At 29.3% G+C, this 14,943-nt stretch carries 13 protein-coding genes; 6 read left to right on the top strand and 7 right to left on the bottom strand.

Annotation, left to right across the window (positions count from 1 at the left end; genetic code table 11):
• Positions 1-6: 6 nt before the first annotated feature.
• Complete coding sequence (locus tag ACJJVK_RS09210; protein ID WP_405565414.1) at positions 7-696, bottom strand: NRDE family protein; 690 nt, start codon at positions 694-696, stop codon at positions 7-9.
• Between the two features lie 157 nt (positions 697-853).
• Here ACJJVK_RS09210 and pruA point away from each other — a divergent pair, with 157 nt between their 5' ends.
• Positions 854-2,479, top strand: a complete 1,626-nt coding sequence (gene pruA / locus ACJJVK_RS09205) for an L-glutamate gamma-semialdehyde dehydrogenase (RefSeq protein ID WP_405565412.1) — start codon at positions 854-856, stop codon at positions 2,477-2,479.
• 85 nt (positions 2,480-2,564) lie between these two features.
• On the top strand, positions 2,565-2,954 hold the full coding sequence (locus ACJJVK_RS09200) for a DUF2306 domain-containing protein (protein ID WP_405565409.1): 390 nt from the start codon (positions 2,565-2,567) through the stop codon (positions 2,952-2,954).
• 57 nt (positions 2,955-3,011) lie between these two features.
• On the opposite strand, the gene ACJJVK_RS09195 is transcribed toward ACJJVK_RS09200, so the two are convergent.
• Positions 3,012-6,317, bottom strand: coding sequence for a reprolysin-like metallopeptidase (locus ACJJVK_RS09195; protein WP_405565406.1), 3,306 nt, complete (start codon positions 6,315-6,317; stop codon positions 3,012-3,014).
• A gap of 61 nt (positions 6,318-6,378) precedes the next feature.
• On the opposite strand from ACJJVK_RS09195, the gene lipB reads away from it, so the two are divergent.
• Positions 6,379-7,083, top strand: a complete 705-nt coding sequence (lipB, locus tag ACJJVK_RS09190; RefSeq protein WP_405565404.1) for a lipoyl(octanoyl) transferase LipB — start codon at positions 6,379-6,381, stop codon at positions 7,081-7,083.
• A gap of 81 nt (positions 7,084-7,164) precedes the next feature.
• Here the strand turns inward: lipB and ACJJVK_RS09185 are convergent, their stop codons facing one another.
• Both ACJJVK_RS09185 and ACJJVK_RS09180 read right to left on the bottom strand, forming a co-directional pair.
• Positions 7,165-8,217: a nucleoid-associated protein gene (locus ACJJVK_RS09185; protein ID WP_405568344.1), complete on the bottom strand. Its 1,053-nt coding sequence runs from the start codon at positions 8,215-8,217 to the stop codon at positions 7,165-7,167.
• Positions 8,218-8,388: 171 nt separating this feature from the next.
• Positions 8,389-8,988, bottom strand: a complete 600-nt coding sequence (locus tag ACJJVK_RS09180) for a ribonuclease HII (RefSeq protein ID WP_405565402.1) — start codon at positions 8,986-8,988, stop codon at positions 8,389-8,391.
• Between the two features lie 83 nt (positions 8,989-9,071).
• On the opposite strand from ACJJVK_RS09180, the gene ACJJVK_RS09175 reads away from it, so the two are divergent.
• From ACJJVK_RS09175 to ACJJVK_RS09165, 3 genes are all read left to right on the top strand, one after another.
• Positions 9,072-11,027, top strand: a complete 1,956-nt coding sequence (locus tag ACJJVK_RS09175) for a putative porin (protein ID WP_405565400.1) — start codon at positions 9,072-9,074, stop codon at positions 11,025-11,027.
• Between the two features lie 87 nt (positions 11,028-11,114).
• Positions 11,115-11,402 (top strand): hypothetical protein, encoded by a 288-nt coding sequence (locus ACJJVK_RS09170; RefSeq protein WP_405565397.1) that lies wholly within the window; start codon positions 11,115-11,117, stop codon positions 11,400-11,402.
• Positions 11,386-11,616, top strand: coding sequence for a hypothetical protein (locus ACJJVK_RS09165; RefSeq protein WP_405565394.1), 231 nt, complete (start codon positions 11,386-11,388; stop codon positions 11,614-11,616). The genes ACJJVK_RS09170 and ACJJVK_RS09165 overlap by 17 nt, the downstream gene beginning before the upstream one ends.
• A gap of 6 nt (positions 11,617-11,622) precedes the next feature.
• Here ACJJVK_RS09165 and ACJJVK_RS09160 read toward each other — a convergent pair whose 3' ends face one another.
• The 3 genes from ACJJVK_RS09160 to ACJJVK_RS09150 are packed head-to-tail and all read right to left on the bottom strand — an operon-like array spanning position 11,623 to position 14,942.
• Positions 11,623-12,090 carry a hypothetical protein gene (locus tag ACJJVK_RS09160; RefSeq protein ID WP_215993451.1) on the bottom strand — a complete coding sequence of 156 codons (468 nt, stop codon included), beginning with the start codon at positions 12,088-12,090 and terminating at the stop codon, positions 11,623-11,625.
• A gap of 46 nt (positions 12,091-12,136) precedes the next feature.
• Entirely contained in the window at positions 12,137-13,387 is a 1,251-nt protein-coding gene (locus ACJJVK_RS09155) for a tetratricopeptide repeat protein (protein WP_405565391.1), read from the bottom strand.
• Positions 13,388-13,394: 7 nt separating this feature from the next.
• Complete coding sequence (locus ACJJVK_RS09150) at positions 13,395-14,942, bottom strand: M56 family metallopeptidase (protein ID WP_405565389.1); 1,548 nt, start codon at positions 14,940-14,942, stop codon at positions 13,395-13,397.
• Between the last annotated feature and the right edge of the window lies 1 nt (position 14,943).

Genomic DNA, 14,943 nt, shown 5'->3' with positions numbered 1-14,943 from the left:
CAAAAACTATACTTCTATTTTAGCTAAATCAAAATAATCAAACGTAACATTATTGGCAGTTTTTAAGATTGATGTAACACTTACAGTTTCTACAAATTCGCGTTTCATTTTAATTGATGTCCCTACACTTCCTAAAGTAGAATTATTATGAAATTGTAATATTTTTTCTTGAGAAAACAATTTGTTTTGAGTTAACCAATCTGCAAACCAAACTTGTCTTAATCGTCTCATATCAGAAGTATATAATGTAGACGAAGACCAAATTTTTGGTTCTTGTGGCAATTTATTAAAATATTTTTTTAATCCGTCCCAAACTAACTCATAAGTATCTAAAGAGCTATTCCAATCAGCGAGAATTAAAGTAAATGGTTCTATGTTGTTAAAATCAAAATTATTTATATACGCTACTGCATCATCCGCAGAAAGTATGTTTTTAACAATAATACCTCTACTCATTTTATAAGGCAATTCCCTTTTATGATTTTCAAAACCTCCATTTAACAAGCAAACTAATCTATTCATATTGCTTGTACCAATCCAAGTTCCACCTGCTAATTCATCTTTTGGGTAGGTAATTTCCACACCATTTTCTAAATAAGTTTTTGGCGGAATTGTTTTTCTTAATGGAGTTTCATCTCTATTAGAAGTTAAAATAAAATTATTTCCTCCTAAAGGAAGATAGGTAACTGTACACATAAAAATCTTTTAAAAAATTATGATAAATCTTAAATATTGATATAGTTTTTAAATTTCCCTTAACAAAAGACACCTAAAAACCATTAAATTTATTGAAACAAAAACTGTAACTTTGCATAGACAAAATTAGTCGATTCAAATTTAAAAAACATACAAAATGGCAAGAGGATTTTTTAATGTTCCAGTTGCAGTAAACGAGCCTGTAAAAGGCTATGCACCTGGCTCTCCAGAAAGAGAAGAATTATTAGCAACTTACAAAGAAATGTTTAATGGTTCTATAGATATACCTATGCATATTAATGGTGCAGAAGTAAGAACAGGAAACACAAAAAATGTTACACCTCCTCATGATCACAAGCATATTGTTGGCCAATATCATACAGCAGAAAAAAAACATATAGATGAAGCTATTGAAACTGCATTAGCAGCAAGACAAGCTTGGTCTTCTGTTTCTTGGATGGAAAGAGCATCTATATTTTTAAAAGCTGCTGAGTTATTAGCAGGACCATATAGAGCAAAAATGAATGCTGCAACAATGATTGCACAATCTAAAAATGTACACCAAGCAGAAATTGATGCTGCTTGTGAAATGATCGATTTCTTTAGATTTAATGTACAATACATGACTGATATTTTTAAAGATCAGCCAGCATCTGCACCAGGAATTTGGAACAGAGTTGAGTACAGACCTTTAGAAGGCTTTGTGTATGCAATTTCTCCTTTTAACTTTACTTCTATTGCAGCAAATTTACCTGCAGCAGCAGCTTTAATGGGTAATGTTGTGGTTTGGAAACCTTCTGATCATCAAGCATATTCTGCACAAGTAATTGTAGATTTATTTAAAGAAGCTGGTTTACCTGATGGCGTAATTAACGTTGTTTATGGAGACCCTGTAATGATTTCTGATACTTGTTTATCTTCTCCAGATTTCTCTGGATTACATTTTACAGGTTCTACTTTTGTTTTTAAAGAATTATGGAAACAAATTGGTACAAACATCCATACTTATAAAACATACCCAAGAATTGTTGGTGAAACAGGTGGTAAAGATTTTATTTGGGCACACAATTCTGCAAATCCTTTACAAGTTGCAACAGGAATTACAAGGGGTGCTTTTGAATATCAAGGTCAAAAATGTTCTGCAGCTTCACGTGCTTACATACCTGCTTCTATTTGGGATGACGTTAAAGCACATTTAATTGCACAGACATCAGAATTAAAAATGGGATCACCAGAAAACCCAGAAAACTTTGTAAATGCTGTTATTCACGAAGGTTCTTTTGATAAAATTGCAAAGTATATTGACTTAGCTAAAGCTGATGAAAATGCTGAAGTAATTATTGGTGGTAATTATGATAAATCTGTTGGGTATTTTATTGAACCTACAGTTATTCTTGCAAAATCGCCAACATTCTCTACAATGACAACTGAACTTTTTGGCCCAGTAATGACAGTTTATGTTTACGAAGATGCTGAATGGGAGGCTTCTTTAAAATTAGTAGACGAATCTACAGAATATGCATTAACAGGTGCAATTTTTTCTACTGATAGATATATTGTAGAGCAAGCATCAAAAGCATTAGAAAATGCTGCTGGTAACTTTTATATAAATGATAAACCAACAGGAGCTGTTGTAGGTCAGCAACCATTTGGAGGAGCTAGAGCTTCTGGAACCAATGATAAAGCTGGTTCTGCACAAAACTTATTACGTTGGACATCTGTAAGATTAATAAAAGAAACTTTTGTTACGCCTACAGATTATAAATACCCTTTCTTAGGATAAATAAAACAAAATATTATTTAAAAACCGTATAAAATTTTATACGGTTTTTTTATTTGTTATTTTTAGACAAAAACTTTATAATACTATGGATTATAAATATTTAATGTACGCTCATTTGTCAACTGTGGTTCCTTGTTTTTTTATTGGTGCTTATCTTTTATCTGTAAAAAAAGGAACTCCATTTCATAAGTCATTAGGTAAAATTTATATGGCTTTAATGATGATAACTGCAATAATCACTTTATTTATGCCTGCTTATGTTGGCCCACAATTTTTAAATCATTTTGGCTATATACATTTATTTAGTTTTTTAACTCTATACTCTGTACCTACAGCAATTATCGCTGTAAAAAAAGGACAAATCAAAAAGCATAAGTTTAAAATGATTTTTCTTTATTTAGGTGCTATCATTATTGCTGGCGGATTTACTTTTACTCCTGGTAGATATTTACACACATTCTTTTTTGGGAGTTAAAAAAACCACATCATGTATTATGGTGTGGTTCTTTAAAATTATTATTTATTTAAATGATTATTCAATCATTAATTTTTTAGTGGTTTGTAGGTTTCCATTTATTATTTTCAATAAATATAATCCGCTAGCAACATCATAAAACTGAATTTTTCTAGAAAAATAAGAACTTGTATTTTCATATCTTTTTTCACCTACAAGCATACCTCTAATATCATATAATTTTAGATTAACCTCTTCTTCATTGTGCATATCAAAATTCAAAGTAAATGCTCCTTTAGTAGGGTTTGGGTATAAATTAAAATTAGAAAAAGAGGTGTCTTCTATAGATGCTGTGTTGTCTACAATTACACTATAATCTTCTGTTTCTCCCCATTCCCAAATATGATCTGCTAAACAAGCACCTAAACCATAACCTTCATTAGGATCATCGTATTCTATAATTACTCTCATTCTTGTACTTCCAAATCTTGCATCATCAGGCACTGTTATAGATGCTGTTACAGTTCCAATATCTTGTGTAACACTTCCTAAATCATATCTTTCTGTATCATTATCAAACACATAATCTTGATTCCAATCAATAAAAACAAAACAATGATCTTGATAACCTGCTGTATCCATAGTTACAGAAATTTGATGTGTATCTCCTCTTTTAACATTTGTTGATATTTTTGTGTAATTTATATAACCATCTGCAGTGTCATTACCAGAATCATTCTCAATGGTATTAAAAGTAACATTTTGTATATGTTCTGAACCACCAGTTTCATCTGTAAATATAGACTCGCAGTAACTTGGTGATAATGTTGTAAAACTATACACAGTAGAATAAGAACCTTCTCCACAATCATTTTTAGGTTTTACTCTCCAAAAATACTCTGTTAATCCAGATAAATTATCTGTTGTGTAAGAATTGGTAGTTACATTACCAGAAGAAACAATGTTTGTAAAACCTGTTTCTGTTGCTACTTCAACATCATAAGAGGTAGCATTTGTATTGGCTCCCCAAACTAAATCTCCTGTTAAAGCAATGTTTGTGTCACCATTTGTTGGTGAAGTAAGTTTTAAAGTACCAAATTCAGGTGATGTTAATTTTAAATCTAAATCTAAACTCTGAACTATACTTGATGAAGATCCTAAAACTGATAATACATAATCTTGTGCAGTTTCATCATCTAAATTAGAAACTGACATTGTTACATTACCATCACTATTTATAGTTGTCGGATTAAAAGTTACTACAGATCCATTAGGTTGACCAGTAGCAGAAAGAGTAACTGTTTCTGAAAAACCATTAACAAAATCGAAATTTAAAGTATAACTAACAGTTTCATTACCAGAATTACAAGCAATTTGAGTACCACTATTATTATTCATTACAAAAGTTGGTGCTGTAGAATTTATTGTAAAATTTGTACTATTTACATTGTAAAAAACATTGTCTGCAGCTTCTACCATAATTCTTGCGTTAGATGTTGCATTATCTGGAATTATAATATTTTCTGAACCGTCATTTGCAGTATTTGTTTTTAATAAAATAGGAAAAGTAATTCCACCATCTGTAGACAATTTGATATTTACCAAAGTAGAATTAATTGGTGCTACATCTGTTGTACCTTTATTCCAGGTAATGGTTTGTGTAGAACCTACATCCCAAATAACAGCAGAATTAGGAGTATTTACTGTAAATGCAATAGCATCTGTAACTGTAATTTTAACATCATCTCTTGCTGTGCTTCCACCACCAATATTATTATCTCTAACTAAAAAAGAAAAGTTTAAATCTCTTGCAACAGAAGGCAATACCTCCCAAGTTGTAGAAGAATTCCCTGCAACTATAGTTGCCAATTCTGGCATATATCTAATTGGTGTAGTTTTCGATGGCAAAGATCTAAACATTGGGCCAACATCGTTTGTTGCAGAAGGTGGCATTGTACTTACTTCGTTGTCTATCTGTTCCCAATTATAAGTTAATGAGCTTAAACCATCTGTATCTGTTGCTATACCTTCTAATTTAAAAGGTGTAGATTTTGGTATAGAATAATCTAAACCTGCATATGCTGTAGGTGCAGTATTATTTGTATTTGAAGTAACTGCACAACTACCAGAAGATTGTATGTGGCTCCACATTTGAGCTATACTTACTGTATGAAAATAATCATCGCTATTACCAGTTGCAGAACCTGTACCAATAACATTAGGTGAACAAATACCTGCATACCCCATAATTGTAGAACCACTACCAGGCTCTACTGCTGTAGAACTTGTTCTATTACAATCGTTATTTTGTGTATGTGTTGCACCAAATTGATGTCCCATTTCATGAGCAACATAATCAATATCATAGGGATCTCCAACAGGAGAACCAATACCAGTTACACCTCTTGCTTTTTGACCAGAAATACAAACAACTCCTAAACCAGCTAAACCATCTCCACCAACACTAAAAATGTGTCCAATATCATAATTTGCAGTACCAATTTGAGTATCGCAAATAGATTGTACTTCATCTATCATAGTATCAGCATTACCATCAGTGATGTTGTCTGTGTCTTCATCTAAAAAAATAACATCATCGTTATTACCAACAATTACCATTTTTACAGCTAAATCATTTTCAAAAACACCATTAATCCTTGTCATAGATGTATTCATTGCTGATAAAACAGCCGCCTTTTTAACAGCATCTGTAGCAGAAGTTGATACATTTTGTCTAGTTAAATGGAATTGCGCATACTCTCCACTACAAACTAATGCCAATCTAAAAGTTCTTAATTTACCATCGTCTGCATTTTTTGCTGCATCAGAAAAAACAAGCTCTTTATTTGCAGTTTCTTCTACCATACATTGAAAATCATCTTCGTCTTTAGCTATACTATTTTTACTATAAACAATATAATCTTGTTTGTCTTTTGAGTATGGATCTATATACATTGTTTCTTGATTACCAGAAAAAACAATTCCATGTAAACCATCTGTACCCATACTTATTTTTGCAATTGCTGTAGGATCATCAATTCCTTGTGCTGAATATGATTTTATCTCAGGAAATTTCTCTTGTAATTCAACTTCAAAATTTGAAGATTCTTCTAAACGAAATTTCTGCAATTTTCCATTTGCATCTGGTAACTTTATAATATTGTTAGCTTTTTTTGATTTTGATTTAAGATTAGAAGCAAAACTCTCTAAGTTTAAAGAAACCAAATTATATTCCTTTGGAAAATGTTTTTTACTAAAAACAGCTGTTTCATTCTTATCATATTTTGTTTTTGAAACCTTTTGCCAATTGTCTTGAGCATTGATTTGAAAACCTATCAAAAAGAACAATGTTAATAATAAAAAAAGAGGGCTTATATTTTTCATAATATCGTTTTAATATTAGCTCTCCAAATATAATGAAATATTTACCTTTGTACTTTAGATTATGAATAGAAACATCGAATTAAAAGACTTATTAGTTAAGGATTACAAGGAAACTTGGGATTATCAAACTGAATTACTACAAGAAACTGTAGACGTTAAGATTTCTAATCGTAGAAATGACTTACAAGAAACTACAAAAAATCACTTTTTGTTTGTAGAGCATCCTCATGTGTATACTTTAGGAAAAAGTGGTGATATGAGTAATTTGTTATTGAATGAAAATCAACTTAAAGAAAAGGGTGCTACTTTTTACAAAATAAACAGAGGTGGAGATATTACCTATCATGGCCCAGGACAAATTGTAGGTTACCCAATTTTAGATTTGGAAAATTTCTTTACAGATATTCATAAATACTTACGTTTATTAGAAGAAACCATAATTTTAACCATTGCAGAATATGGTATAAAAGGTACAAGAAGTGAAGGAGAAACTGGAGTTTGGCTTGATGTTGGAACACCTTTTGCTCGTAAAATTTGTGCAATGGGTATTCGTTCTTCTAGATGGGTAACCATGCATGGTTTTGCCTTAAATGCTAATGTGAATTTAGGTTATTTTGATAATATTATTCCTTGTGGAATTAAAGGTAAAGCAGTTACTTCTATGGAAGCTGAGTTAAATAGGAAGGTTGATTTAGAAGAAGTAAAAACTAAAATTTTAAAGCATTTTAAAACACTTTTTGAGGTTGAAGCTTTTGTTGCTTCATAAAATACGTTAATGCGAATTTGCGAAGTAATATGCAAAATTTATTAAACAGATTACTTCACTATCTTTTGTAATTACAAATAATTATTTCTCTTCGTTAAAATACACTTTGTAATATTTCATTTTTTTCTCTTCATCATAACCTCTTTCCAAATATTCTGAGGCTGCATCTGGTGCATCTACATCTAATTTTATGTTGATGTTTGTATCTAACTTAATTTCTGTTTTTAACTTGCTTTTTTCTTTCTTTAAAACAACTCCTGAAACATCAAAATTATTACGAATTAAAACATCATTTAAATCTTCGTAATGTTTTTTATAATCTTCGAACAAATCTTTGTGTTTATCTTCTTCAAAAATTTCGTCTTTAAAATCGTGATAATCTACAGCTTCGTGTTCTTTAAAATAATCTACGGTATTTGCCAAAAAATTACCTTGTTCATGTTTCCCAAATTCTGGTTTTATTACTTCTTCAGAAAACTCTTTACACAGTTCTAAATAGTTTTGAGTGTGCGCATTATAATCATCAGCTAGCTTTACAGAAAGGAAATTTTTAATCCAATATTGGGCATCGTAGTTGTTGTTATCTACAGAAAAAACAACAGTACCTTCTACATCTGATGTATTTAAAATTAAACAACCTTTATCTATTCTTTTTGTTGATATTCCTTTTTGCACTACAACATCAAAACTTTCATTATCATCTAAATACGTTTGAAAAAAGTCAACTTTATTTTCGATTTTAAAAACTCCTATTGCCTCTGTTAAAACATCTTTATATTCTATACCTTCTATAAAAACAACAATTACATCTCCTGTTTTAATTTGTGCAGAATTCGATTGTTCGTACAAATGATTTACGATGTTTTTAGAGTATTCTATAAACGTATTTTCGTCTTTAAAAACTTCTGATGCATAGTTATTCAACTCATTTAAACGTACATCTGCATGATGAGAAAAGCGATAACTTTGTGTTAAACTACCAAATGGTTTTAATAAAAACCCTTTCATTAAATCGTAACCTTCTTGATCGAAACGAATTAAATCTTCTGAAAGCACATTTTGACCACTATTGAATTTATTAGCGACTTTGTGTAAAATGCATTTGGTGATTTCGGCTCTTGTTTTTTTAATCATCATCTAGAAATTTGGAGCGTAAAAATAGTTGAACTTTTTTAAATAATTTGAAGTTATTTACTAAAGTTTACAAACAAGTTTAGCCCTGATTGAACGACTTGTTTGAGCTCTTTTTTGCTTTTTGGAGCAAAAAAAGCGAGTAGTGAAAGCAGGAAATAACTTCTAAAAAAATTACAATTTCATTTTTAATTGTTCTGGTAAGAGTTTAAATGTTTTTCTGTGATATTTTGTGGCACCAAATTCGCGAATGGCATTTCTGTGTTCTTTAGTTGGGTAACCTTTGTTTTTTTGCCAATTGTACATGGGTAATTCTTGATGAATTTTAGCCATATACTCATCTCTATACGTTTTTGCTAACACAGATGCTGCTGCAATACTCAAAAATTTGGCATCGCCTTTTACAATGGTTTTATGTGGTATGTCTTTATAATTACGAAACTTATTACCATCTATAATTATAAATTCTGGTGTAATTTTTAGTTCATCTAAAGACCTGTGCATTCCTGTAATTGAGGCTTGTAGTACGTTTATTTCATCAACTTCTTCTTGCCAAATAAAAGAAACCCCAAAAGCCAAGGCATTTTGTTCTATAAAAGGTCTTAATTCGTCTCTCTTTTTTTCTGATAATTGCTTGGAATCATTTAAAAAAGGATGCGTAAAATCTTTAGGCAAAATTACGGCTGCTGCCACAACAGGACCACACAAACAGCCTCTACCAGCTTCGTCTGTACCTGCTTCTAAAGTAAAACCACTATAATTTGATTGTAACATTTTACAAATTAACAGATTTCAGCATAATTATTAACTATTCTTTTCGTTTAATTATTTTACATTTGCTCTTGTATTTATCTACTATGAATAAAACGTTTTTTTACATTTTTTTACTGCTTATCTGCTCTAATAATTTATTTGGACAGCGACTAAAAGAACAAATTGAAGGAGGATCTTTTGGAAACTCTAGAAATGATACCATAAATAATTCTAACGAAACTAAAGTAATTTTATCTGGTAAAACAAAGTATACAGATTACAAAATATTTTCTCATAAAAGAGACACTTCTTACATAGACACTACTTTAACTTTACAAAAAGAATACAAATTCAATTATCTTAGAAAAGATAATTTTGAGTTACTTGAGTTCCATAACCAAGGGCAAACTTTTAATAATTTAGGGTATAGTTTTGATAATATTAGTCAATTTCCTGATATTGGTTTTAGCGCAAAACAATTTAGTTATTTAGATGTTGAAGACATTAAATATTACGAAGTACCTACACCAACAACCGAAATTTTATACAGAACAGGCTTACAACAAGGGCAAGTTGTTGATGCCCTTTTTACTCTAAATTTTTCTAAAAGATTAAACGTTTCACTTTCTTACAAAGGTTTACGTTCTTTGGGAGAATACAGACAATCTTTGGTAAGTAATGGTAATTTTAGAGGTGCTTTTCATTACAGAACTAAAGAAAACCAATATGAAATTAGAGGGCATTTAACATCCCAAGATTTTTTTCACGAAGAAAGTGGTGGCTTAACTGCTGATGCTTTAGATTATTTTGTTACTGAAGATCCTGATTTTACACAACGTTCTAGATTAGATGTTAATCTTGAGGATGCAGAAAGTCAGTTTGATGGTACTAGAGTTTATGTAGAGCATAGTTATAAAATACTATCTAGCAAAGACACTATTAACGATAAAGATTTTACTAATTTAAAAGTTGGTCACGTTTTTACTAGCGAGAACAAGTTTTATAGCTTTAATCAAACCTCAACTACAACAGATATTTTTGGTAGTGCAAATGCTTCTGATACTACAAATAACGAAGCCAAAAGTTCTATAACCAATAATGAGTTAAATCTTGAATTTAATTCGAAATATGTTTTAGGTAAATTTAAAGCAAAAGCAAACCTTATTAACTATTCTTATGGTTATGATACCATTTTAAATACAAGTAGTTCTATTAACAAGTTAAAATTAGAGGGTAGCGCAATTTCTGTTGGTGCAGACTGGAATGCAAGAATTAAAAACTTTCAATTAAATGCTGATGCAGCTTTAACTCCTGGTTCTGGAAGATTATCTGGAAGCCATTTACAAGGTGAAGCTGTGTATTTAAAAGACAGCCTTTTTGGCTTAAAAGGAAGTTTATTATTAAGTTCTAAATCACCTAATTTTAATACATTATTACATCAAAGTAAATATGATGATTATAATTGGCAAAACGATTTTAGTAACGTAAATACAAGAGATTTAGGTTTTGCTTTTACTTCTAAATTGATAAATGCCAATCTAAACTTTACAAATATTGATAACTACACTTATTTTGATGAAAACAATTTACCTCAGCAATATGGAAGTCAAATAACCTATTTAAAGGTTAAAGCAAACAGAGAGTTTAAATTCTGGAAATTAGGATTAGACAACACTGTTATGTATCAAAATGTTACAAGTGGTGCAGAAGTTTTTAGAGTACCCGAATTTGTTACTAGAAATACTTTATATTATACTGATGAGTGGTTTAAGGGAAAACCAATGTTGGTAAATATTGGAGTTACGTTTAAGTATTTTACAAAGTATAATGCCAATGCTTATAACCCTTTATTGGCAGAATTTACGCTACAAAATACGGATGAAATTGGCTACCCTACTTTTGATGTGTTCTTTAATGCTAGAGTACGTAGAACTCGAATTTACTTTAAGATAGATAATGTAACTTCTAGCTTTTCTGAAAAAAATTATTTTTCTGCTCCTAATTATCCTTATAGAGATTTTACTATTCGTTTTGGTTTGGTTTGGAATTGGTTTATATAAAAACCTTAAGCTAAATTCTTTTTATTTAGACTGAATTCAAAACAAGTACTAATAGCGATTTTTAGCAGATTTTTTGAATAAAATGTTATGTATATACTTTTATTTATTTTCTTTATCATAGCAATGTGGTTGTTTAGTATTTACCTTTTATCATATTGGAAATATGTATATTGGTATGCTTTTTTAAACCTAATATTAATTGCAATTTATTTTAGTATAATAATTTACGGAGGCAAATATTTATGGGGCCATGATGAATATGGTTTAGTTGCTTTTTTAAGATTAATATTTACACTAATTCTACATACAACAACAGGCTTTATTTTTGCTATTTATAAAAGTTATAAACTTAGAAAAGATGAAAGATCAACTTAAAAATAATTGGAAACTCTTTTTAATTGCGAGTTTAACCTTGGGTTTAGCTCCTTTTAATCCGCCACATATTTGGGGAAAAATTCAATGGATTTTAGGAGGAAATGCCTTTGATGCTCAAAAAGGATTACAACCACAAGATTGGTTCGATGTTCTTTTACACGGTTTGCCTTGGTTGTTATTATTAATTTCTGGAGTTTTAAATTTAAAGAAATAACATCTTTTATTCTTTCAACAAAATTCTTATTGGTAATTGATATTTTGTAGTTACAGGAATTCCTCTTTTAACAGCAGGCAGAACAGTTGGTAAATTATTAATAGAATTACGAATTATACCTTGTAATTCTGGTAATTGCATTTCTATATTTTCAGATTGTAATCCATCAAAAACTATTTCGCCTTTGGCATTGATAATTAAATCAACCAAAACAGTTGTATCAATAGAATCTTTAATAGAATAGATGTGTTTTTGTAACTCCTCTCCTATTTTTTGATGTATTGTGTTTCTAAAACAATCTTGCTTTTTAATTTTATCAATAAAAGAATCGCAAACTTTAAAAGACGGAAAAGTATCTACAGAAGTATAATCTACAATAGTATCTACAACTTGTACATTCTTATTTTTTGAGAAAGAGAATTTATCACACGAAGTGCAAAAAATCATTAAAATTAAAAAAGAAAAAACGCGCATTTATAGTTTTCTTATTAAGCGTAAACTTACTAAATTTTAATGACTTTTATTTTAAAGTTTCTCCTCTTAAAAAATACTCTTTTTTTATCTCTTTTATTCTGTTTCTTACAAAAGCAGACATCCCTTCATCAATTTCATAAAAGGTTTCGATATATTTTATATAATGCTTGTAGGCTATCTTTTTATCTTTATAATAATCATCAGAAAGTTTGGCTAATTGATATAATGCTCTGTAATTTCTATGGTTTTCTTCAAAAGCATTTTGATATGCATTTATAGCTTGTTTTGGCTTTTTAAATTCGTAAAACACTCTTGCCATTCCATAATATTCTTCGTCTCTACTTTCTTTACCAATAAAAGTAGCCATCATATAATTCATTCTTGCTGAATTATATTTCTCTTGCTTAAAATCGATATGCCCTAAATATGTATGTGCTTTAAAGTTTGCTCTATCTTTAAATTTTAATTTGGTAAAATATTTTTTGGCTTTTTCTAAACTATCTATATTGTAATAGGCTTTGCCCAAAAGTGATGTGCTATAAGTTTCTTTTTTATATAAAGAATCGATATTTAATAAATAGGGAATACTTTCTTTGTACTTTTTATCTCTAAAAAATTGATTAATCTTTATTTTATTTAAATCTAAATCGTTTGGCGAAATTGCTAAACCTTTATTTACAAACAATTGGGTTGAATCTAAATCTTTTAATTTAAGGAAACTTTTAGCCAATCTAGAAATTGCTCTAATATGTGTAGAATCTTTTTGATATGTATCTATAAAACTATTTATCATAGGATCTCTTTGCCCATTTAAAGCATAAGATAAACCTAAATGATAAGAATAATTTGGATTTTCTGTATCATTTTTAATTAAGTAGGTAAAGGTTTCAATAGCTTTTTTCGGTTTTTTATTGATGATGTAAAGTTTACCTAATTGATATTTTAAAACTAAATTTAAAGAGTCTATGGCTAGAATTTCTTCGTAAATAGGAATGGCTTTTTTTGATAATTTAGAAGCTCTATAAATTTTAGCTAATTTTAATTTTGCCTTTTCATCATCTTTAAAAGTGATGGCTTTTTCTAAAAAATAAGCTGCTTTTTTATAATTATCTATAGATTCATAAATAACTGCTTTTTTGTAGTTGGACAAAAATGAGGCTTCTTTGGTGTCTAATTCTTTTAAAGCAAGTTTATATCTTCCTTTAGCAAACAAACTGTCAGCAACAGAAAAAGTTGAGGTTTGTGCCTCAACTTTAACAATTGCAAATATTAATATAAATAAAATCTTCTTTTTCATAAATCGTTTATTCTATAAATAAGGTAAAAGGTATTGAATATTTTACTGTTATATTTTTTCCTTGGTGTTCACCTGGAATCATTTTTGGTAAAGAATTCATTACTTTTAATACTTCTTCTTTAATATCATTATGAGGAGCTCTAGCTTGTACATCAACAACATCTCCTTCTTTATCAATTTTAAAAGCGATAAAAACTCTTTTTCTACCTGGTTCTAAACCTAATGTTTTAGGCATATCTGCATCAAAGTTTCTTGAAAAATGCTTTTGAACCATTTTAGAAAAACACTTTCTATCTCCCTCATCACAACCAGGAAAAGTTGGTACTTTGTCAATATTTATAAAAGAAATTTCTTCTTTTTCTACTATTTCTGTTGATGAATTCGAATCGCTAAAAGAACTTGGGCTAAAAACTATTACCTTTCTATCATTCTTATATTCAAACACTTTAACTCCTAATTTAAAATCATTACCAATCTCTGACGATTCTTTAAATTCTAAATATTCTATTTTTTCTCCTTCACTTAAATCTTCTATAGATAGTTCTTTCGTTTTAGGAAGTTCATAACCTTCTCCCATACCAAGGTAAACATCTAAGTAGCTTTCAACTGTTCCAACAGTTTCTGTAACCTTACCATTTCTATTTAAATACATAGTTTGAGGTGCTTTTTTGCTTTCTGTTATTTCTTGAGAAACATTATCAGCACAAGAACTATAAAACAACATACTTATTAAAACAGGAACTAATACTAAATACTTTAACTGATTCATTTTTTTAGATTGATTCTTTTTCATCATAATTATTCTTTTTTTAATTAAACTCTTTTTATAAAATTGATTTACAAACTCAATATTCTCTACCTGAAAATAACCAGATAACAAATTGTTGATATAACTTTCTTTGGTTTCTGATTTGGCTACAACTGCATCAGAAATGTATTCGTGTACTAACGTGATTCTCTTTTGATAGAAATAAATCATTGGGTTGAACCACATCAGAATTTTTAGAACTTCAAAAAATAATAAATCTAAAGAATGCTTTTGTTGGCTATGTACCAATTCGTGTTTAATTATTTTATCTCTGTTGGTTTCTTTAATGGCAGATCCTAAAAAAATATAATTGAAAAATGAAAAGGCTTTGGTTTCATTAGGAATCATTATCAAACTAAATTCGGATAGTTTTTGAACTCCATATTTTTTGATAAAATTGATAATCTTAATCAATTTTATCAAAAATAAAACCGAGAAAAAAACGGCTCCAATCCAAAATAAAATTTTAATATAATTGATAGAATCTGTAAAACTTATTGTTGTAATGCTTTCTTTAATTATTCTATCTGGATTTAAAACAATTTCTGGTAATTGAATAAAAAACTCTTGTGGAACTGCATTTTTAAAGGTTGGTATTTTTATCAACGGAATTAAAAAAGACAAAACTGGTGTACTTAATAAATACCATCTATTCTTTGTGAAAAAGGTTTCTTTGCTTAAAAAGAAGTCATAAATAGCCAAGAATAACACTTGGAATAAGATAACTTGTAGGATGTAATTAATCATA

It is taken from the genome of Polaribacter sp. Asnod6-C07 (assembly GCF_045063625.1).
Lineage (GTDB): Bacteria > Bacteroidota > Bacteroidia > Flavobacteriales > Flavobacteriaceae > Polaribacter > Polaribacter vadi_A.
The sequence above is the reverse complement of the archived record's forward strand: the minus strand, read 5'-3'. Positions and strand labels throughout refer to the sequence as shown.

Coding starts and splice junctions, on each gene's coding strand:
- ACJJVK_RS09210 (WP_405565414.1), bottom strand. CDS start 696: ATGTGTACAGTTACCTATCTTCCTTTAGGAGGAAATAATTTTATTTTA.
- pruA (WP_405565412.1), top strand. CDS start 854: ATGGCAAGAGGATTTTTTAATGTTCCAGTTGCAGTAAACGAGCCTGTA.
- ACJJVK_RS09200 (WP_405565409.1), top strand. CDS start 2,565: ATGGATTATAAATATTTAATGTACGCTCATTTGTCAACTGTGGTTCCT.
- ACJJVK_RS09195 (WP_405565406.1), bottom strand. CDS start 6,317: ATGAAAAATATAAGCCCTCTTTTTTTATTATTAACATTGTTCTTTTTG.
- lipB (WP_405565404.1), top strand. CDS start 6,379: ATGAATAGAAACATCGAATTAAAAGACTTATTAGTTAAGGATTACAAG.
- ACJJVK_RS09185 (WP_405568344.1), bottom strand. CDS start 8,217: ATGATTAAAAAAACAAGAGCCGAAATCACCAAATGCATTTTACACAAA.
- ACJJVK_RS09180 (WP_405565402.1), bottom strand. CDS start 8,988: ATGTTACAATCAAATTATAGTGGTTTTACTTTAGAAGCAGGTACAGAC.
- ACJJVK_RS09175 (WP_405565400.1), top strand. CDS start 9,072: ATGAATAAAACGTTTTTTTACATTTTTTTACTGCTTATCTGCTCTAAT.
- ACJJVK_RS09170 (WP_405565397.1), top strand. CDS start 11,115: ATGTATATACTTTTATTTATTTTCTTTATCATAGCAATGTGGTTGTTT.
- ACJJVK_RS09165 (WP_405565394.1), top strand. CDS start 11,386: ATGAAAGATCAACTTAAAAATAATTGGAAACTCTTTTTAATTGCGAGT.
- ACJJVK_RS09160 (WP_215993451.1), bottom strand. CDS start 12,090: ATGCGCGTTTTTTCTTTTTTAATTTTAATGATTTTTTGCACTTCGTGT.
- ACJJVK_RS09155 (WP_405565391.1), bottom strand. CDS start 13,387: ATGAAAAAGAAGATTTTATTTATATTAATATTTGCAATTGTTAAAGTT.
- ACJJVK_RS09150 (WP_405565389.1), bottom strand. CDS start 14,942: ATGATTAATTACATCCTACAAGTTATCTTATTCCAAGTGTTATTCTTG.